General features: G+C 53.8%; 18 protein-coding genes. 8 read left to right on the top strand and 10 right to left on the bottom strand.

All coding sequences use genetic code 11. From position 1 onward, the window contains the following. Positions 1-9: 9 nt before the first annotated feature. The 3 genes from mhpC to OGY71_RS08780 are packed head-to-tail and all read right to left on the bottom strand — an operon-like array spanning position 10 to position 3,504. A complete protein-coding gene (gene mhpC, locus OGY71_RS08790) occupies positions 10-876 on the bottom strand; it encodes a 2-hydroxy-6-oxonona-2,4-dienedioate hydrolase (protein ID WP_103015003.1) in 867 nt (288 codons plus the stop codon). Between the two features lie 17 nt (positions 877-893). Further along, entirely contained in the window at positions 894-1,838 is a 945-nt protein-coding gene (gene mhpB / locus OGY71_RS08785) for a 2,3-dihydroxyphenylpropionate/2,3-dihydroxicinnamic acid 1,2-dioxygenase (protein WP_063941281.1), read from the bottom strand. A gap of 1 nt (position 1,839) precedes the next feature. Further along, a complete protein-coding gene (locus OGY71_RS08780; protein WP_286613136.1) occupies positions 1,840-3,504 on the bottom strand; it encodes a bifunctional 3-(3-hydroxy-phenyl)propionate/3-hydroxycinnamic acid hydroxylase in 1,665 nt (554 codons plus the stop codon). 191 nt (positions 3,505-3,695) lie between these two features. Between OGY71_RS08780 and OGY71_RS08775 the strand changes: the two genes are divergently transcribed. Beyond that, positions 3,696-4,508, top strand: a complete 813-nt coding sequence (locus OGY71_RS08775) for a DNA-binding transcriptional regulator (protein ID WP_286613185.1) — start codon at positions 3,696-3,698, stop codon at positions 4,506-4,508. A gap of 135 nt (positions 4,509-4,643) precedes the next feature. Beyond that, entirely contained in the window at positions 4,644-4,946 is a 303-nt protein-coding gene (locus tag OGY71_RS08770) for a putative quinol monooxygenase (RefSeq protein WP_003830918.1), read from the top strand. A gap of 235 nt (positions 4,947-5,181) precedes the next feature. Here OGY71_RS08770 and OGY71_RS08765 read toward each other — a convergent pair whose 3' ends face one another. From OGY71_RS08765 to OGY71_RS08755, 3 genes are all read right to left on the bottom strand, one after another. Then, positions 5,182-5,739 (bottom strand): hypothetical protein, encoded by a 558-nt coding sequence (locus OGY71_RS08765; protein WP_223849069.1) that lies wholly within the window; start codon positions 5,737-5,739, stop codon positions 5,182-5,184. Between the two features lie 239 nt (positions 5,740-5,978). Then, positions 5,979-6,455, bottom strand: coding sequence for a cold-shock protein (locus OGY71_RS08760; RefSeq protein WP_003830914.1), 477 nt, complete (start codon positions 6,453-6,455; stop codon positions 5,979-5,981). Between the two features lie 86 nt (positions 6,456-6,541). Further along, positions 6,542-6,787: a YmjA family protein gene (locus OGY71_RS08755; RefSeq protein WP_003021350.1), complete on the bottom strand. Its 246-nt coding sequence runs from the start codon at positions 6,785-6,787 to the stop codon at positions 6,542-6,544. 376 nt (positions 6,788-7,163) lie between these two features. On the opposite strand from OGY71_RS08755, the gene OGY71_RS08750 reads away from it, so the two are divergent. Then, positions 7,164-7,940: an MBL fold metallo-hydrolase gene (locus tag OGY71_RS08750; protein WP_126955950.1), complete on the top strand. Its 777-nt coding sequence runs from the start codon at positions 7,164-7,166 to the stop codon at positions 7,938-7,940. 18 nt (positions 7,941-7,958) lie between these two features. Then, complete coding sequence (locus OGY71_RS08745) at positions 7,959-8,909, top strand: GlxA family transcriptional regulator (RefSeq protein ID WP_286586199.1); 951 nt, start codon at positions 7,959-7,961, stop codon at positions 8,907-8,909. Here OGY71_RS08745 and OGY71_RS08740 read toward each other — a convergent pair. Then, positions 8,906-9,514: a class I SAM-dependent DNA methyltransferase gene (locus tag OGY71_RS08740; protein WP_394810116.1), complete on the bottom strand. Its 609-nt coding sequence runs from the start codon at positions 9,512-9,514 to the stop codon at positions 8,906-8,908. The genes OGY71_RS08745 and OGY71_RS08740 overlap by 4 nt on opposite strands. 156 nt (positions 9,515-9,670) lie before the next feature. Between OGY71_RS08740 and OGY71_RS08735 the strand changes: the two genes are divergently transcribed. The 4 genes from OGY71_RS08735 (at position 9,671) to lacA (ending at position 15,912) form a co-directional block, all read left to right on the top strand. Then, positions 9,671-10,762, top strand: a complete 1,092-nt coding sequence (locus OGY71_RS08735) for a LacI family DNA-binding transcriptional regulator (RefSeq protein ID WP_122973924.1) — start codon at positions 9,671-9,673, stop codon at positions 10,760-10,762. A 121-nt stretch (positions 10,763-10,883) separates the two neighbouring features. After that, positions 10,884-13,967: a beta-galactosidase gene (locus tag OGY71_RS08730; protein WP_286613134.1), complete on the top strand. Its 3,084-nt coding sequence runs from the start codon at positions 10,884-10,886 to the stop codon at positions 13,965-13,967. A 51-nt stretch (positions 13,968-14,018) separates the two neighbouring features. Next, the gene (locus tag OGY71_RS08725; RefSeq protein WP_286613132.1) at positions 14,019-15,272 is read left to right on the top strand and encodes an MFS transporter; all 1,254 of its coding nucleotides are present in this window, start codon (positions 14,019-14,021) and stop codon (positions 15,270-15,272) included. Between the two features lie 28 nt (positions 15,273-15,300). Next, complete coding sequence (gene lacA / locus OGY71_RS08720; RefSeq protein WP_286613130.1) at positions 15,301-15,912, top strand: galactoside O-acetyltransferase; 612 nt, start codon at positions 15,301-15,303, stop codon at positions 15,910-15,912. 92 nt (positions 15,913-16,004) lie between these two features. On the opposite strand, the gene prpE is transcribed toward lacA, so the two are convergent. From prpE to prpC, 3 genes are read right to left on the bottom strand one after another with little or no spacing between them, the layout of a single operon-like run. Further along, positions 16,005-17,891 carry a propionate--CoA ligase gene (gene prpE / locus OGY71_RS08715; RefSeq protein ID WP_286613129.1) on the bottom strand — a complete coding sequence of 629 codons (1,887 nt, stop codon included), beginning with the start codon at positions 17,889-17,891 and terminating at the stop codon, positions 16,005-16,007. Between the two features lie 39 nt (positions 17,892-17,930). After that, positions 17,931-19,382: a bifunctional 2-methylcitrate dehydratase/aconitate hydratase gene (locus OGY71_RS08710; protein WP_003830905.1), complete on the bottom strand. Its 1,452-nt coding sequence runs from the start codon at positions 19,380-19,382 to the stop codon at positions 17,931-17,933. A gap of 40 nt (positions 19,383-19,422) precedes the next feature. Continuing rightward, a complete protein-coding gene (gene prpC / locus OGY71_RS08705; RefSeq protein WP_153686867.1) occupies positions 19,423-20,592 on the bottom strand; it encodes a bifunctional 2-methylcitrate synthase/citrate synthase in 1,170 nt (389 codons plus the stop codon). Between the last annotated feature and the right edge of the window lie 69 nt (positions 20,593-20,661).

The raw sequence follows: 20,661 nt of genomic DNA, 5'->3' as shown, positions 1-20,661 counted from the left end.
GTCCGTTCCTTAAGGGCGTGTGAGGAAATTCAGCACCAGCTGGTTAAAGGCATCCGCATGCTCCCACTGCGCCCAGTGTCCGCAGTCGCGGTAGATATGCAGCTCAGAACCGGCAATTCCGGAGAGCAGGCGCAGACCGGCATCCATCGGTACGAAGCGGTCATTGCGTCCCCAGACAATCAGGGTCTGGGCTTTGATTTCACCCAGACGCGGGCTGAAATCCGGGAACTGTTTCGGGTTGGCCTCCAGACTCTGGACAAAGTTTTCCAGGTGATCGCGGCGCGACAGCATGTTGTTCAAACGCGCTTCGAACAGCGCCTCGGTCAGGTCGCTGGTGTCGAAGACAAAGATCTCCATCATCAGCTTCAGGTTCTCGATGGTCGGCTCACGATACAGCTGATTCAGGCGCTTGATACCTTCGGTCGGCATCGGAGTAAACAGGCTCATGCCGCCCGTTCCGCCGCCCATTAATACCAGTTTGCCCACGCGCTCCGGCCAGCTCAGGGTAAACGCCACAGCACTGTGGCCGCCCATCGAGTTACCCAGCAGGTGGACTGTTTGAATATCCAACTGATCGACCACGCTTTTCAGGATTCGAGCGTTGAGATCGGATCGCGAACCGCGGTTAACGATCCCATCGCTTTTGCCCCAGCCAGGACAATCCAACAGGATCACCCGGTATCCGGCCTGTACCAGCGGATCGATATTTCGGCTGAAGTTTGCCCAGCCCGTCGCGCCAGGACCTGAGCCGTGCAGCAGCACGACGGTCTCTTCGCCCTGCCCACAGTCATTGAAATGCACGCGTAGGGTTTCGCCTGCTTCCTGCACCTCCAGAAAACGACTGGTAGCGGCTTCGGTTTGCGGTTGGTAAGTCATGATGTTCTCCTGCATATTTAGTTCTGCGTAGTGGCGCTCAGGGAGCCGAATCCGGCGATCCACTCCGGGATCGGGCGGTAATAACGGCCTTCGCTGCGCCAGTTGCCAAAGGCAGAAATGGCGGCAAAGGCGGCAACCCAGGTTTTAACTTCGTGCGTTGATTTGCCCGCCATCGCGGACAGCTCTTCGTTACTGACCGCGTCCAGCTCCTGCAAACGCCCCTGCTCAAGCAGCGTCATAAAACGGTTATCCCAGACGGGGTTAAGCGGGTGCAGCGTGTTTTGATCGACCACAAACTTCTCGGCGGCGCTGATCACCCGCTGCTGGCGCAGCTCACGCTCGTTTTCAGGCAACTGTTTGCCGCTACCGAGCAGGCGGTCACGCATATGGGCATCGGCCTTCGCCAGTTCCGGTACCGGCGGCTGATGCGACAGACCACCGGAGCCTAAAAACAGCACGCGCTTATTCAGCGAGCTGGCGAAACGGCCAATCGCTTCACCGAGCATGCGGGTGCGCTGAAAGCCCGGCAGCGGCGCGGCGACGCCGTTAATAAACACTGGCAGCACCGGCACCTTATCCAGGCCGCCGAGCAAAAACTCCAGCGGCTGCGCGAAGCCATGATCGACCTGCATGTTGTAGGACACGGCGAGATCGATACCGCTTTTCATTACCGCGTGGGCGCAGGCTTCAGCCAGATCTGTCGGCACCGGCAATTCCCCCGCCGCGCTACCAAAATCGCCGATCGCCGTAGCGCCAACGCCTAAACAGAACGGCGGCATCACGTCGTAGAAAAATCCGTTGTAGTGATCGGGGGCAAACAGCACGACCAGTTCAGGTTCGAACGCCGCAATACGTGCCCGAGCGCTGGCGATCACGCCGTTAACCTCGTCGAGCACAGCCTGTGCCGGGTCGACATAGCCCACCAGCGGCGAATGGGAAAGACAGTGAAGATAAGCGTGCATATCAGGCAACCTTTTCAACAGGAATGTCGGCAGTAGCGCGAGTGAGCGTCATCACCGACGCCAGTTTATTCAGGGTGCTGCCCAGGGTTTGCGGAATGGCGATGGCGGCCACGAAGCGGTCCGGGCGCATGACTACCAGCGCGGCGTTGTGCTGGGCAAACCACGCGCGCAGGCGGTTTTGTGTATCGCCAATGCGGGTAACGCCATCGTGGTTATCCTGATCGGTATGTATCTGCGTCTCCGGCACGACCTGGATAAAACACGTCCCCAGCGCCTGCCACTGTTGGATCTGCGCCTCGCTCATGCCCCATAGCGGGTTACAGCCCCAGCCAATCACCGCGAAATTCGGTCCGATGACGTTGTCGAGCAACGTCGCTTCGCCCGATTCCAGCGTCACCTTCGGCTGGATAAACATCTTGCCGACCGGTGAAGTTTTCGCGTTGCCTTCACGCACCAGCGCCCCGGCGTGGTACTGCGGCATCGGCTTAAAGCGCATTTCAAGGAAGTAGCGTTTGACCGGCGGAATATAGTTCAGCAGCCAGGAAACCCCATCGCGCACCGCACCATGCCAGCGTTTGGGCGGTGCAAGTACGTTGCCTGCGGTCACAGAGAGGTCGATCATCGCTTTGGCGTGGTCGCGACGTTCCTGCTGGTAGGTATTCAATAGCGCATCGCCGGCTTTACCGTTAATCACCAGCGCCAGTTTCCATGCCAGGTTGAAAGCATCGCGCATGCCGCTGTTGTATCCCTGACCCTGCCAGACCGGCATAATGTGCGCCGCATCGCCCGCCAGCAGCACGTGGTCAATACGAAAACGTTCGGCCAGACGGGCGTTATGGGTATACACGCGCTGGCGGATCAGCTCGACGTTGTCCGGGTTCGGCAGCACTTTGCTCAAGAGCTGACGCATATTCTGCGGCTCGCTAAGCTGCGCTTCAGTTTCCCCCGGCATCACCATAAATTCGAAACGGCGCACCGCGTGCGGCAGTGCGGCGGAGACGTACGGTCGCACCGGATCGCAGCACAGATACACATGCGGCGTGCTGAGCGGATCGTTGGCGATATCCACTACAATCCACTGATTCGGCGCGGTTTTACCTTCAAACGGCACGTTCAGCGAGCGTCTGACGTTGCTGCCGCCGCCGTCACAGGCCACCAGCCACTGGGCCTTCACCGTTTCACGTTGATCGTCCGGCGCTTTCAGATTTAGCGTCACTTCGCCGTTTTGCTGGCTGAAGGCCTCCAGTTCGCGGGAGAACAGGCAGCGCACGTTGGGAAAACGCGACAACCCTTCCAGCATCACCGCGTCCACCTGTGGTTGAATAAACGCATTGCGGCGCGACCAGCCAAACTCGTCGGTCATCGGCTGGATATCAGCAAAGCAGCGGCCTTTCGGGGTGAGAAAACGCATTGCGTGCCACGGCGTGGTGTGCGGCAAAACGCGCTCGACCAGCCCCACAGACTGCATAGTGCGCAGCGCTTCATCGTCAATGCCGATGGCGCGAGGATAGTCGATCAGCGTGTCGAGCTTCTCCACTACCAACACCTCAATGCCCATCTGGCCAAGATAGTTGGCCATCATCAGCCCTACCGGACCAGCGCCGGCAATCGCTACCTGCGCGGTATGCTGCACAGCGGGTTGGATATCCGGTTTTTTTGTTGTCATTTCAGAACCTCACGACTCGGACAAAACGCAATTGCAGACCCTGGTGAGGCGCAATCTGTTTTGTTAAAAATATGTGAATAATTTTTTGTTGTGCGGTCAGTATAGAAGCGAGTTTTTGCGCTACAATCAAAACATGCCAGGATGTGCACTAAGTGCACAACGTTGTTTTACCTGTAGATTTGTCAATGAATATGAAAAATGACGAGAGCACTGAGTACAAAACCGTACGCGGATTAACGCGCGGATTAATGTTATTAAATATGTTAAACCGGCTCGATGGTGGGGCCAGTGTTGGCTTACTTGCTGAGTTAAGCGGCCTGCATCGCACCACGGTCAGACGGCTGCTGGAAACCCTGCAGGATGAGGGTTACGTCCGGCGCAGCCTGTCCGATGACAGCTTTCGCTTAACCATTAAAGTCCGCCAGCTCAGCGAGGGGTTTCGTGACGAGCAGTGGATTTCTGCACTCGCCGCCCCGCTGCTGGGGGATTTGCTGCGCGAGGTCATCTGGCCGACCGACGTTTCCACGCTGGATGTGGACGCGATGGTGGTACGTGAAACCACCCACCGTTTCAGCCGCCTGTCGTTTCACCGGGCGATGGTAGGGCGTCGTTTACCACTGCTGAAAACCGCATCCGGCCTGACCTGGCTGGCATTTTGTCCGGAGAATGAACGGCAGGAACTGATTGAGATACTCGCCTCCCGACCGGGAGAAGAGTTTCAGCTTGCGCGCGAACCGCTGAAGCTCAATGCCATTTTGTCCCGCGCGCGAAAAGACGGTTTTGGTCAGAACTTTCGCTGTTGGGATCAGGAAGAGAAAATCGCTTCTATCGCCGTCCCCATCCGCAGCGAACAGCGGGTGATCGGCTGCCTGAATCTGGTGTATATGGCCAGCGCCATGACCATCGAACAGGCTGCGGAAAAGCATCTTCCGGCCTTACAAAAGGTGGCGAAACAAATAGAGGACGGCGTCGAGTCGCAGGAGATTTTGGTTGCCGGGAGGTGAGATGGATCACAGTTATGCGGATTATCTGATTGATAGCTGGCATAACTCACTATCCGGCCGATAAAACTCTGTGACCTCTTGCCCAAAAAATATCTTCATTACATAGTGTGCATTCGTTTTCTGCCAGGAGGCTGCATGTTAAAGGTCATTGCTGAGGATTTCATCAAACCTGAGTATATTGAAACCGTTCTCCCGTTGTATCGTGAGCTAATATCGGCAACGAAGAAAGAACCGCACTGCATTGCTTACGACCTCTATATTGATGAAAAAGATCCGGGGCATTTTATTTTTATCGAAGAATGGCCAAACCACGCGGCTCTCGATGAACATTGTGCCAGTGAGCATTTCCAGCGACTTGTACCATTAATCGATCAATACACGCGCCAGGAAGCACGTTACATACTGATGGATGACGTGGTAAATCCGGCAGTCTCGTGATAATGAAGAAAGTAGTTGGAATACTGTTAATTATGTTTTTGGCAGAATGCTCAACACCAGGAAAGACAGTCTTTTACTTCCCTGGTCGCTGAGGGCTTAAAGCCTCTTCAAAAGAGGCTTTAAGCTTTGCAACAATGCATCCCACGGATTACAAAACGGAATCATCACTGTTCCAGCTGTATTGTTATTTAGAGTTTATACTCCATTATTACTGTTCCAGATATTAAGCGCATTTTTACGAGGCCATTTTCATCGCGGCACCAATAACTGCCATACACATACTGCTCGCAAGTAAAACAATAAACCAATATATATAATTATTAAACTTTGTAAATAACCAGATAAATCTAAGCAATGACAATGCAGCAATAGAAATAGAAGACACAAACATTGTAAATATATAAATACCAGAAATTATCCATCCTGCTTCTTCGTAAATACTCTTCATTGTAAAAATAAGGATAGATAAGTAAAATGCTGATAAAGCAAGCCCGCTCAGAAAATCATAATAATCGATGTATGTGATGTTTTTATCTTTCTGCGGAAGAGCTATAAACTTTTCAAGTTTCTCATTGTCTACTCGTGACAAAAACCGATTAATTAGCGGAGTAAACATCACTAAAATCATCACCAAATGAATGAATAGTAAAGAAAGTTTAATTCTGTCATCAACCGATTCATTCTGTGGCCAGATAGATATTATTTCATAATCCATTTTTGCAAGGAGAAAAAAGCAAATGGCCGATGGTATATATTCAGAAGATATAGCTTTCCATATTTTTTTAAAAATCACTTATATTACCCCATTAGTTATACCGGTGAATCACTATTAGTTAACCGCGCTACTAATCTGCAAATAGTTGGCGATCATATTTATTTAATACGGATAATATATATCTATTCAGAAACGGATTGCTACCTACTAATTTTATCACTACATACCTGAATCACGTAAATTACACATATCAAAAAAAAACCGAAACCCGCTCCTGAAAAGAGCAGCGTTCCGGTTTTTATTCAGTCTGAAGGGTTTCAGACTTTAAGCAGTTTCACCGTCGCGTCGATGTCAATTTCATCTTCCGAGAAGATCAGCGTCGTGCCCTGGAAGGTAGTGATGGCCAGCTTTTTCAGCGTGCGCATTTCACCAGGCTTGACGTCTGATTTCGGTCGGATGCTGTTCATCAGCACGCCGACAGACAGCACAGCATTTTCTTTGTCGATACGGGTCTCTACAGGGACTTCTTCGCTGTAGACCAGGAATGACTTGATCGAGGTGAGCTTCAGACGCTCGCCTGCAATATAGATGTACTTGCTGTCTGGTATGACTTTTACCGCGTAGGCAGACAAGCCTTTGTTGTTGGTGGTGGGCTCAAAAGTCACCGCCGCGTCTTTCTTGATCAGCTCAGGATTAGCAACCTTAATCACATGAAAATAGCGGTTGTCGCCGTTTTCATCTTTGATAAATCCAAAGCCTTTATCTTTAAACCACGTTGTGATTGTTCCGTTCATTGCTGTTTCCGCCTGATTAAACCTATTACTCGTAGAGTATACCTACTCAATTTGCGCGCAGTGTAAAACACAGGCCATGTCTTTGGCTACTCGTTACCCCAACGATTGAGGAACTCCGCGATATCATCGATACGCTGAGCGTCGACACCTGCCACGGTTGCCATCTCCTGCTGTGCTTCTTCGCTGATCTCTTCGTTGTTCATCAAACGGGTGATCAACTGCTGGAAGTAGTGCGCCAGCGCGTCACGTTCTGTGTCGCTCACCGGCTTTGCGGCCTCGGTCGCGTACTCGTCGGCGATATCATAATATTTTAGCGGAATGTCGTTGTTCATCAGTTGCTCCGGGGTAAATGCGTGTGCCAGCAGTTGCCTGCCGCGTCTGATGTGAATGATAGCATTCTTATTTCATGGTTCGCGATCTGTTTTATTGGCCACTATGATTTACATATATCAATAATGTTTTCTGGCGCCACTTCGTATTTAATAAATCTTTCCGTATTTAAATAACAGCATTCTTATTCAGTTCGATATAATGGCTGCGAATTAAATAACGAGCCACAAAGGGAATATTAAATTACTTTAATTACATAATTGATATCTGTAATCTGCAGTTGGCCCAATCTCATCGCTAGTCGCCCATTTGCCCACATTCATCTTCTGGACAACACTCTACGATGACACCACTGACCCAACACGTGGAGCAAACACCATGAACATCACGCAAATCCGTAACGCCACACAGCACATCACCTTTGGTGGCAAAACCTTTCTGATCGACCCTATGCTGGCGGCAAAAGGTACTTATCCGGGCTTTGCCGGTACGGCACGCGCCGAGATCCGCAACCCGACCGTTGATCTGCCTGTCGATATCGACACCCTGCTCAACGTTGATGCGCTGATCGTGACCCATCTGCATGAAGACCACTGGGATGAAGCCGCGGCTCGTGTCGTACCGAAAGACAAACCGATTTATGTGCAAAACGATCGCGATGCGCAGGTACTGCGGGAACAAGGTTTCACGCAACTGACCGTACTGACGCAAAACACTGCGCTTGGTGATATCACCCTGCGTAAAACCGGCGGCCAGCACGGTTCGGATCGCACTTACGCCATCCCGCAAATGGCTGAGCGTCTGGGTGATGCCTGCGGAGTTATCTTCCAGCATCCGGCGGAAAAAACGCTGTATCTGGTCGGGGACACAATCTGGCGCGACGAGGTGGAAACCAACATGCGGACTTTCCAGCCAGGCGTGGTCATTGTGAATGCAGGCTTTGCCCACGTTATCGGGTTTGGCCCAATTATCATGGGCGCGGAAGATGTGCTAAAAACCCACTTCACGCTGCCCGAAGCACAAATTGTGGCGACCCACATGGAGGCGATTAACCACTGTCTGCTGACCCGCGCGGCCTTGAAAGAGTACGCCTGCGACAACCAGATTGCGCAATTTGTTAACGTGCCGGAAGATGGCGAAACCCTGACGTTTTAAAATCCACAGAGGACTCGTATGCAACCGCTTAACGTCGCCATTGTTGCCGTGGAAGATTTCAGCCCGTTCCACTTCTCGGTGCCGTGCATTATTTTCAGTGACAAAGTGGCGGCGAAAAAGCGTTTTGAGGTGCAACTGTGCGCCGAACAGCCGGGCATCGTTTCCTCGCAGGATGGCTTCTCCATCAACGCAGCCTACGGCTATGAAGCGGTGGAGGCCGCCGATATTGTGGTGATCCCCTGGTGGGGCACCACAGCACATCGGCCACCACAAAGCCTGCTTGATGCGCTCAATCGTGCGCGACAAAACGGCGCGCAGATTGTTGGATTATGCCTGGGTGCGTTTGTCCTCGGCTACGCCGGTCTGCTGGATGGCAAACGGGCGGCTACGCACTGGGAGTTCGAGCAGGATTTTCAGGCCTGCTTTCCGGCCGCTCATCTGGATATCAACGCGCTGTATGTGGATGACGACGGTATTATTACCTCGGCAGGCACCGCCGCCGCGCTGGATTGCTGCCTGTACGTCATCCGCCAGCGTTTTGGCAGCACGGTGGCGAATCAGATTGCCCGACGGATGATTGTGCCGCCACATCGCGAGGGCGGCCAGGCACAGTTTATCGAGCAACCGGTGGCGAAAAATACCAAAGATCAGCGCATCAACGTCCTGCTCGACTATTTGCGCCAGCATCTCCATGAACCGCATAATCTCGACGAGCTGGCGCAACGGGTGATGATGAGTCGTCGCACCCTCACCCGTCATTTTATGAAGGCCACAGGGTCAAGCGTGGCCGAATGGTTGATTGCCGAGCGCCTGCGCCGTAGCCAGACGTTGCTGGAGTCCAGCCAGTTACCCGTTGAACGCATCGCCGAACAGGTTGGTTTTCAGTCGCCCGTCACCTGGCGCCAGCATTTTAAATCCCACTTTGGCGTTAGCCCGGCTGAATGGCGTAAAACCTTTCGCGGTGATTAGCTTCTTTTTTGCGCCAGCCAGATGGTGTGCCCGGCGCAGTGCGGATCTTCCATCACCATCTCGACCACCGCAAAACCGTGTGCTGACAGCAGTGCCCGGTATTCATCCGGGGCGAGGCTGGCGTGAAACAGCGGCTCACCTTCAAATTGCCCCATCGCGATACCGTTGTCCGTACCGCTGGTGAACATCAGCGCGCTGCCGGGATGGCTGAGGCGGTCAAAAATCGGGAACATCTTTTGCTGGTCCTGCTGAGTTAAATGGAAAAAGCTGTCCCAGGCGATCAGACCATCGAAAGTCTCATTGAGTGCCAGCTCGCGCATATCCTGTTCCAGCCAGCGCTGTGCGGGAAAAGTGTTTCGGGCCCGCGCCAGCATCGCCGGGGAACCATCAACGCCGGTAAGCTGAAAACCCTGCTGGATAAAATAACCGGCGATCGGCTGGCCGTTGCCGCAGCCAATATCCACAATGCTGCCCTGCCCGCCCATCACGGAAATAAATTTATCGAGCCAGCGTTTCTCGAACAAGGTGCGCGAGCGCTGGCTGGCAAAAGCATCCGCATGGCGTCGGTAGATGGACAGAATATTTTTTGCCGCAGAATCGCTCACAATGTCCTCACTTTTTTCTTCTGTTAGGTATAACGGCGATAAATCCTTCAGCACGCTATCCTCAAACCCTGGAATGCGCCTCGCAGAACCCATGCGCAAATACCCCAAAACCGTCCCGCTGTGGCATCATAGCGCACAGATAACGTCATTACAGGGGTGATAAACGTGAAACCGGTAACGCTATACGATGTGGCAGACCATGCAGGCGTCTCTTACCAGACCGTCTCTCGCGTCGTGAACCAGGCCAGCCACGTTTCCGCAAAAACCCGACAGAAAGTTGAGGCCGCGATGGCGGAACTCAATTACATTCCTAACCGCGTTGCACAGCAGTTGGCTGGCAAACAGACGCCACTGATTGGCGTTGTGACAGCAAACCTTGCCCTGCATGCCCCCTCACAAATCGTTGCTGCCATAAAATCCCGCGCCGACCAGTCCGGTGCCAGCGTGGTGATCGCCATGGTCGAGCGCAGCGGCGTTGAGTCCTGTAAAGCCGCGGTCCACAATCTGCTTTCTCAACGCGTAACCGGGCTTATCATCAACTATCCGCTGGATGAAGAAGATGCCATTGCCGTGGCCGCTGCCTGCGGTACGGTGCCGGTGCTGTTTCTCGATGTCTCTGACCTGACGCCAATTAACAGCGTGATTTTCTCTCATGACGACGGCGCGCGCCTTGGCGTTGAACATCTGGTGCAGCACGGACATCAACGGATCGCCCTGCTGAGCGGGCCGCACACCTCCGTTTCGGCAAGGCTTCGGCATGCGGGCTGGCACAAGTATCTGGCACATTACCAGCTACAACCCGTAGCGGAGCTGGAAGGCGACTGGAGCGCGATGTCTGGTTTTCAGCAAACGATGCACATGCTGAATAACGGTAACCTCCCTACCGCCATGCTGGTCGCTAACGATCAAATGGCGCTGGGCGCGATGCGGGCAATCAGCGAGTTCGGTCTGCGGGTCGCCGTGGATATATCGGTAATTGGCTACGATGACACCGAAGACAGCGCCTGTTACATCCCACCGCTGACCACCATCAGGCAGGATTTTCCGTTACTGGGTGAAACCAGCGTCGACAGGCTGCTGCAACTCCCACGTGGCGAATCAACCGTGGGTAACCAACTGCTGCCTGTCACCCTGGTCAAGCGCAAAACGGTTCTGCCTCCCGATACGCAAACCACCACTCCCCAGGCGCTGGCTGATTCCCTGATCCAGCTGGCACGGCAAGTTTCTCAGCTCACACCCAAATTGTGAACGCATAACAATTGTGTGAGTCAGTTCACTTATTGAACGCTCCATCCTTTACAGAAAGGAGCGCTTGTTCGTATTTTGATTGAAATTGTGAGCGAGTAACAAATTCAAACAGGATACCGTTATGAACCTGAACACAGATTCACTCTCCGCTGTTCTGGCCCGCCGTGACTGGGAAAATCCCGGCGTCACGCAGCTCAACCGCCTGGAGGCGCACCCGCCTTTTTGTAGCTGGCGCTCAGCGGATGATGCACGTACCAATCAGCATTCGAGTCAGTTACGCTCGCTGAATGGCCAGTGGCAATTTGCCTGGTTTGCCGCACCGGAGGCAGTACCGGAAAGCTGGCTGACAAGCGATCTGCCACAGGCAGACATCATCAACATCCCTTCTAACTGGCAGATGGACGGTTACGATGCGCCAATTTATACCAACGTCACCTACCCAATCCCGGTGAATCCTCCGTACGTTCCGGCACAGAACCCCACAGGATGTTACTCGCTCACATTTAATATCGAAGACGCGTGGTTAGAGGAAGGTCAGACGCGCATTATTTTTGACGGGGTCAATTCCGCGTTTCATCTGTGGTGCAACGGTCGCTGGGTCGGTTACGGTCAGGACAGCCGTCTACCGTCTGAGTTTGATCTTAGCGATTATCTGCTGCGCGGCGAAAACCGTCTGGCTGTGATGGTGCTGCGCTGGAGCGACGGCAGCTATCTGGAAGACCAGGACATGTGGCGCATGAGCGGTATTTTTCGCGATGTCTCCCTGCTGCATAAGCCCACTACGCAAATCCGTGACCTGCGCATTAATACCCGTTTTAATGACGACTTCAGCCGCGCCACGCTGGAAGCGGAAGTCAGAGTGGGTGGCAACGAGAGCGAAGATTTACGCGTCACCCTGCAATTGTGGGAAGGTGAAACGCTCAGCCACGAAACGACCTCACCGCTCGGCAGCGAGATCATTGATGAACGCGGCGCTTATCATGACCGGGTGACTCTGCGTCTGAACGTCGAAAAACCGGCGCTGTGGAGTGCCGAAACACCCAATCTGTACCGCGCCGTTGTGCAGTTACACACCGCGGGCGGAGTGCTGATTGAAGCGGAAGCCTGTGACGTTGGTTTTCGTCAGGTTTGTATCGAAAACGGCCTGTTGCTGTTAAACGGCAAGCCGCTGTTGATTCGCGGTACCAACCGTCATGAGCACCATCCGGTCAACGGCCAGGTGATGGACGAGGCGACGATGGTGCAGGATATTCTGCTGATGAAGCAGAATAACTTTAACGCCGTGCGCTGCTCACATTACCCGAACCATCCGTTGTGGTACACCCTGTGCGATCGCTACGGTCTGTATGTGGTCGACGAAGCCAACATTGAAACCCACGGCATGGTGCCGATGAATCGCCTCACCGACGACCCCGCATGGTTGCCTGCCATGAGCCAGCGCGTCACGCGCATGGTGCAGCGCGATCGCAACCATCCGAGCATTATTATCTGGTCACTGGGCAATGAATCCGGCCATGGTGTCAATCACGACGCGCTCTACCGCTGGATAAAATCAGAAGACCCGTCACGCCCGGTACAATATGAAGGCGGCGGCGCAAATACCGCGGCGACCGACATTATTTGCCCGATGTACGCCCGCGTAGATCAGGATCAGCCCTTCCCCGCAGTCCCCAAATGGTCGATTAAAAAGTGGCTGTCGATGCCCGGCGAGCAGCGTCCGCTGATCCTTTGTGAATACGCCCACGCCATGGGCAACAGTTTTGGCGGCTTCGCCAAATACTGGCAAGCGTTCCGCCAGTATCCGCGCCTGCAGGGCGGGTTTGTCTGGGACTGGGTGGATCAGTCGTTGATTAAATATGATGATAACGGCAAGGCATGGTCAGCCTACGGTGGCGACTTTGGCGACACGCCTAACGATCGTCAGTTTTGCATGAACGGACTGGTGTTCGCCGATCGCACTCCGCATCCGGCGTTATACGAGGCCAAACATGAACAGCAGTTCTTCCAGTTCACGTTACTGCCGGGCGCTGAACGCCAGATTGAAGTGACCAGCGAATATCTGTTCCGCCGCAGCGATAACGAAGTTCTGCACTGGTCGATTGCTCAGGACGGCAATCCGCTGGCCGCCGGAGAAATCGTTCTGGATATCGCCCCACAGGGCCGCCAGGTGATTACCCTGCCTGATGTCCCGATGCCGGAAACCGCAGGCCAGCTGTGGTTGACAGTGCGCGTAGAACAACCTCAGGCAACCGCATGGTCAGACGCCGGGCATATCAGCGCCTGGCAGCAGTGGAAGCTGGAAGAAAAACTCAGTCTGGCACGGCAGCCAACTCACTGTTTCGCGCCACAGCTTAACGTTAGCGAAAACATCTTTACCGTTGAGAACGATAACAAGCGCTGGCAATTCGACCGTCAGTCTGGCCTGCTGACACAGTACTGGATTGGCGATAAAGCCCAACTGTTAACCCCACTGACCGACCAGTTCACCCGCGCACCGCTGGATAACGATATCGGTGTGAGCGAATCAACCCGCATCGACCCTAATGCCTGGATTGAACGCTGGAAGGCTGCCGGTCATTATCAGGTCGAAGCAACGTTACTGCACTGTGCTGCCGACACGCTGAGCAATGCGGTACTGATCGCCACCGAACATGCGTGGCAGTATCAGGGTGAAACGCTGTTCGTCAGCCGAAAAAGTTACCGCATCGACGGCAAGGGTGAAATGCAAATAACGGTGGATGTCGACGTTGCCAGCGGTACGCCGCATCCGGCCCGTATCGGCCTGAGCTGCCAGCTGGCGCAAGTTGCGGAGCGAGTGAACTGGTTAGGTCTCGGCCCGCATGAGAACTACCCGGACCGTCTGGGCGCCGCCTGTTTCGATCGCTGGGATCTGTCGCTTGATGAGATGTACACCCCGTATGTTTTCCCGGGCGAAAACGGTCTGCGCTGCGGCACGCGTGAACTGCACTACGGCGCGCACCAGTGGCGCGGAGACTTCCTGTTCAACATCAGCCGCTTTAGCCAGCAGCAACTGATGGAAACCAGCCACCGCCATCTGCTGCAACCTGAGGCGGGCACCTGGCTCAATATTGATGGCTTCCATATGGGCGTCGGCGGCGATGATTCGTGGAGTCCTTCCGTGTCGCCGGAATTCCAGCTAAGCGCCGGACGCTACCACTTCCAGTTCGTCTGGGGCCAAAAATAATAATATAAGCAGGGCAGGTTGATACCTGCCCGCATTTATAGGAAGTCTGTTATGTATTATTTAAAAAACACTAACTTTTGGATGTTCGGCTTTTTCTTCTTCTTTTACTTTTTTATTATGGGTGCGTATTTCCCCTTCTTCCCTATCTGGTTACACGATGTAAACCATATCAGTAAAGGCGACACCGGCATCATCTTCGCCTGTATCTCACTGTTTTCTTTGTTATTCCAGCCAATTTTCGGACTACTGTCCGATAAGCTTGGTCTGCGTAAACATCTGCTGTGGGTAATTACCGGCATGCTGGTAATGTTTGCCCCGTTTTTTATTTACGTATTTGGCCCATTATTGCAGGTTAATATTTTACTGGGTTCAATTGTCGGCGGGATTTACCTTGGCTTTATTTACAATGCCGGCGCTCCGGCGATTGAAGCCTATATTGAAAAGGCCAGCCGCCGAAGCAACTTTGAATTTGGTCGCGCGCGCATGTTTGGCTGCGTGGGCTGGGCGCTGTGCGCCTCGATTGCCGGCATTATGTTCACCATCAATAACCAGTTTGTCTTCTGGTTAGGTTCTGGCTGTGCGGTCATTCTGGCATTGCTGCTGCTCTTTTCAAAAACAGATGCCCCCTCTTCAGCAAAAGTCGCGGATGCGGTAGGCGCCAACAACTCGGCATTCAGCCTGAAGCTGGCGCTGGAGTTATTCAAACAACCGAAACTCTGGTTCCTCTCCCTGTACGTGATCGGCGTTTCCTGCACTTATGACGTATTTGACCAGCAGTTCGCCAACTTCTTTACCTCGTTCTTTGCCACCGGCGAACAGGGTACCCGCGTGTTTGGCTACGTCACAACGATGGGAGAATTACTCAACGCCTCGATCATGTTCTTTGCGCCGCTGATTGTGAACCGCATCGGCGGAAAGAACGCCCTGCTGCTGGCCGGTACGATCATGTCGGTGCGGATCATTGGTTCATCATTCGCCACCACTGCGCTGGAGGTCGTGATCCTCAAAACGCTGCATATGTTCGAGATACCGTTCCTGATTGTCGGTTGCTTCAAATACATCACCAGTCAGTTTGAAGTGCGTTTCTCGGCCACAATTTACCTGGTGTGTTTCTGCTTCTTCAAACAGTTAGCCATGATTTTCATGTCAGTTCTGGCCGGAAAAATGTATGAGAGCATTGGTTTCCAGGGAGCTTATCTGGTGCTGGGGATTATTGCGCTGAGCTTCACGCTGATTTCCGTATTTACCCTTAGCGGGCCGGGGCCGTTTTCCCGCGTTTTCACCCCGGCAGGTAAACAAGTCTGAAGACAAATAACAAGAAGGAATATCTTCGATGAGCATGTCTATGAGAGACAGAATGAAAGCAGGCAAGCTGTTTACTGATATGTGCGAGGGGCTGCCGGAAGAGAGACTGCGCGGAAAGGAGTTAATGTATGAGTTTAACCACACGCGTCCATCTGAGATTAAAAAGAGGGAAAAACTGATTCGCGAAATATTTGCCTCCGTAGGAGAAAATGCGTGGATTGAGCCCCCCATTTATTTCTCTTACGGCAGCAATATTCACATTGGCAAAAACTTTTACGCCAATTTTAACTTTACCATTGTGGATGATTACACGGTCACCATCGGCGATAACGTTTTAATTGCACCAAACGTCACGATCACGGTAACGGGTCACCCTGTGCACCATGAATTAAGGAAATCCGGAGAGATGTTTTCCTTTCCGGTCACCATCGGCAATAACGTATGGATTGGCAGTAACGTAGTGATCAATCCCGGCATAACGATTGGCGATAATTCCATTATCGGCGCGGGGAGTATAGTCACAAAAGACATTCCGGCAGATGTCGTGGCCGTGGGGGTTCCCTGTCGAGTTCTCAGAACCATTAATGAACGAGATAAAGAGTACTATTACCAAAATTATAAAGTGGATCCGTTACTTTAAGTCGTCATGCCGGATGCACCACTCACGTGGTTTATCCGGCCTACAATACTAAAAGGCCCGGTAAGCATTGCGCCGCCGGGCATCACACGATGTTACTCTTCAATCGCCTGACGGATTTGCTGCAACGACGCGGGATCGTCAATGGTCGTTAGATCGCCAGGATCGCGGCCTTCACAGATCGCCTGGATCGTCCGTCTGAGCATTTTGCCAGAGCGCGTTTTCGGCAACTGCGACACAAACCAGACGTGCGCCGGACGGCCAAAATTACCAATCTGACTGTCCACCAGCGCCATAATCGCCTTCTCTTCCGAATGTGCGATGTCGCGATCTTCAAGGCTGTCGCTCTGTTTCGGAATGACAAACGCGACCGCGACCTGCCCCTTCAGCGCGTCCTTCACGCCGACCACAGCCACTTCGGCAACGTTCGGATAGCTGGAAATACTCTCCTCTATCTCACGCGTCCCCAACCGATGCCCGGCCACGTTGATGACATCATCCGTACGGCCAAGGATGAAGTAATAGCCGTCCGCATCGCGAATACCCCAGTCAAAGGTGGCGTACACCTGGCGAGAAAACAGCGACCAGTAGGTATTCACAAACCGCGCGTCATCACCCCAGATAGTCTGGATACAGCCCGGCGGCAGCGGCCCTTCAATCACCAGCATGCCCTTTTCATTCGCTTCGCAGGGCTCACCGGTCACCTCATTGAGCAACTGCACGTTATATCCGTACATCGGCACGCCTGGGCTACCCAGCCGCGACGGGCGGTCGTCCAGCCCGCGAGCGATCGCCATAATCGGCCAACCGGATTCAGTCTGCCAGTAGTTGTCGATAACCGGGACACCCAGCGTTTCCGTTACCCAACTGGCGGTCGGTTCATCCAGCGGCTCACCCGCCAGATACAGCACCTCCAGCGAGGAGAGATCGTGATTGCGGATTTGCGCGGTCGGGAATTTCTTCAGCACGCGGATGGCGGTTGGGGCAGAGAACATCCGGCTGACCTGATACTTCTCAACAATTTTCCACCATACGCCACAGTCTGGATACGTTGGCAACCCTTCGTAAACCACCGTCGCCATCCCCGCCAGCAGTGGGGCATACACGATATACGAATGCCCAACCACCCAGCCGATATCCGATGCGCAGAAGAACACGCCGCCCGCTTTACCGCCGAAAATTGTGTCCATCGAGGTCGCCAGCGCGACCGCGTAGCCGCCAACGTCGCGCTGCACGCCTTTCGGTTTACCGGTTGTCCCGGAGGTGTAGAGAATGCAGGACGTTTCGTTCGACTCCAGCCAGGCAACCGGCACCCGCGCGCCGAGATGCTGTTGGCGCAGCGCGACAAAGTCGAGGTCTCGCCCCTCTACCCGCGCCATTTTCGCCAGACCGCGATCGACCAATACCACATGACGCGGCTGATGCTGCGCCTGATCGATCGCATCATCGAGCAGCTTTTTATACGGCAGGACTTTGCCGCCGCGCGCCCCGGCATCCGCCGACACGATAACCACCGGTCGGGCGTCGTCGATACGCGCCGCTACGCTGTGCGAGGCGAAACCACCGAACACCACCGAATGGATCGCCCCTATACGTGCGCAGGCCAGCAGCGTAATGTGCGCCTCGGCGATCATCGGCATATAAACCAGTACCCGATCGCCACGCTGTACGCCCAGCGACAACAACATCGCCGCCGCGACGTTCACTTCGTCATACAGCTGACGAAAGGTAAACGTGCATTCTTCTTCGGTTTCTGATGACACAGCAATCAGCGCCAGCGCGTCAGGCTGTTTCTCCAGCCAGCGGTCGATGGCGTTGTGGCACAGATTGGTCGTGCCGCCGCAAAACCAGCGGGCAAACGGCGGATTACTGTGGTCCAGCACCTGCGTATACGGCTGCTGCCAGTCAATACGCTGGGCCTGTTCGGCCCAGAACGACTCCGGCTGTGTAATAGAATGTTGATAAAACTCGCTATAAGACATAATGCTCTCCTGTTGAACTTACGCCTGATGAGTCGGGTTTTAGATAATGAACAAATCCAGATACTCATTGACCGGCATCTGCTCCAGACGAGTTCTGTCCAGGGAGACATCCAGGATGCGCTGCTGCTGACGGGTCGGGAACTGACGCGCCAGGTTAATTTTGAACTTCTCGACCAGCTTCGGCATACCGTCGTTACGACGGCGCGCGTGGCCGATTGGGTATTCCACTACCACTTCTTCAAAGCGTGAGCCGTCGGTGAATTCAAGCGTGATGGCATTCGCGATGGCGCGTTTTTCAGGGTCGTGGTAATCGGCAGTAAAGGCCGGATCTTCGAAGCAGTTAATCTTTTCACGCAGTGCATCAATGCGTTTGTCCTGCGCCACGCCGTCTTCGTAATCTGCCGCCGTTAAGCGTCCGAACAGCAGCGGGATAGCCACCATGTACTGGATGCAGTGGTCACGATCCGCCGGGTTATTCAACGGGCCTTTTTTATCGATGATGCGGATACAGGCTTCGTGCGTACGAATGGTCACTTTTTCGATATCGGCAGCGGTCTTACCTGCGGCCTGTAACTGCTCGTACAGCGTCATCGCCGCTTCTACCGCGGTCTGCGAGTGGAACTCTGCCGGGAAGGAAATTTTAAACAACACGTTTTCCATCACGTACGAACCGTACGGGCGCTGGAAGCGGAAAGATTCGCCTTTGAAAGAGACATCATAGAAGCCCCAGGTTTTTGCTGTCAGTGCGGACGGGTATCCCATTTCACCGGTTTTCGCCATCAGCGCCAGACGTACAGCACGTGAGGTGGCATCGCCAGCCGCCCAGGATTTACGCGTGCCGGTATTCGGCGCATGACGATAGGTACGCAGCGACTGACCGTCGACCCACGCCAACGAGACGGCGTTGAGAATTTCATCGCGGTTCAGGCCGAGCATCTCGGCAACCACCGCCGTGGAGGCGACTTTTACCAGCAGGACGTGATCCAGACCGACGCGGTTGAAGGAGTTTTCCAGCGCGATACAGCCCTGAATTTCATGGGCTTTAATCATTCCGGTTAACACTTTTTTCATGGTTAACGGCGCTTTACCCACCGCCACCGCATTGCGCGACAGCCAGTCAGCCGTCGCCAGAATACCGCCGAGGTTATCGGAAGGATGACCCCATTCTGCGGCCAGCCAGGTGTCGTTAAAGTCCAGCCAGCGGATCATCGCACCGATGTTAAACGCCGCCTGCACCGGATCGAGCTGGAACTGGGTACCTGGTACGCGCACACCGTTCGGGACGACGGTACCCGGTACAACCGGCCCCAGCAGTTTTTTACAGGCCGGATATTCCAGCGCTTCCAGGCCACAGCCAAGGGTATCAAGCAGGCAATAATGCGCGGTGTCATACGCCACCTTCGAGGTGATCTCGTAGTTCATGACATAATCAACGATATCAACGATTTCACGGTCAAATTCAGGGCGGACGTTCGAAATATGTGCAGACATAGGGTACATTTCCTGTTTTTTTATCTTTAGAGGTTTTGCATTAGCAACGTTTTTCAATCGGGACAAATTCGCGATCTTCCGGGCCGGTATAGTTGGCGGAAGGACGGATAATTTTGTTGTCCTGGCGCTGTTCGATGATGTGCGCCGCCCAGCCGGTGACGCGGGCGATAACGAACAGCGGTGTGAACATTTCAGTGGGGACGCCCATCATGTTGTAAGAGACTGCCGAGAACCAGTCGAGGTTAGGGAACATCTTTTTCGTTTCCCACATCACCTCTTCCAGACGGTCGGCGATGTTGTACATTTTCAGCGAACCGCCTTCCTGAGAAAGCTGTTTCGCCACGCTCTTGATCACCTGGTGGCGCGGGTCGGCGATGGTGTAAACCGGGTGACCAAAGCCAATCACCACTTCTTTATTTTCAACGCGTTTACGGATATCCGCTTCGGCTTCATCCGGCGTTTCATAGCGTTGCTGGATCTCCAGCGATACTTCATTCGCTCCGCCGTGTTTCGGCCCACGCAGTGCGCCAATCGCACCGATAATCGCGGAGTACATATCAGAGCCAGTTCCCGCAATCACACGCCCCGTGAAGGTAGAAGCGTTAAACTCGTGTTCGGCGTACAGCACCAGCGAAATGTGCATCGCCTTTTCCCAGCTTTGTGATGGCTTTTCACCATGCAGCAAATGCAAGAAGTGACCGCCAATAGAATCATCATCGGTCTCCGGCTGAATGCGCTCGCCGTTATGGCTGTAGTGATACCAGTACAGGAGGATAGAACTGAGCGATGCCAGCAGTTTGTCGGCAATATCGCGTGCGCCGGAGACGGTATGTCCTTCTTTTTCTGGCAGAGTACAACCCAGCGCGGAAACACCAGTGCGCATCACGTCCATCGGATGCGAGGCGGCAGGCAGCGCTTCCAGTACGGTGCGCACGTTAGCGGGCAATCCGCGCAGCGCTTTCAGTTTGCTTTTATAGGCGGTGAGCTCATCGCGGGTGGGTAATTTCCCGTGAATCAGCAGATGCGCAACTTCTTCAAATTCGCACTGTTGTGCCAGGTCAAGAATATCGTAGCCACGATAGTGTAGATCGTTACCGCTTTTACCCACGGTACATAAGGCAGTATTTCCGGCAGCGACGCCTGACAGCGCAACCGATTTTTTGGGTTTAATGACATGGGTACTATTTTGCAGGATCGTTGTGTCGCTCATGTTGTCCTCGTCATTATTGTAATATGTAGGGTACTAATTTATTGCCGGATGGCGGCTACGCCTTATCCG

This window comes from Citrobacter sp. Cpo109, assembly GCF_030332565.1.
Lineage (GTDB): Bacteria > Pseudomonadota > Gammaproteobacteria > Enterobacterales > Enterobacteriaceae > Citrobacter > Citrobacter portucalensis.
Note: the sequence above shows the minus strand (reverse complement) of the source record. Positions and strands in the feature narration are given on the sequence as shown.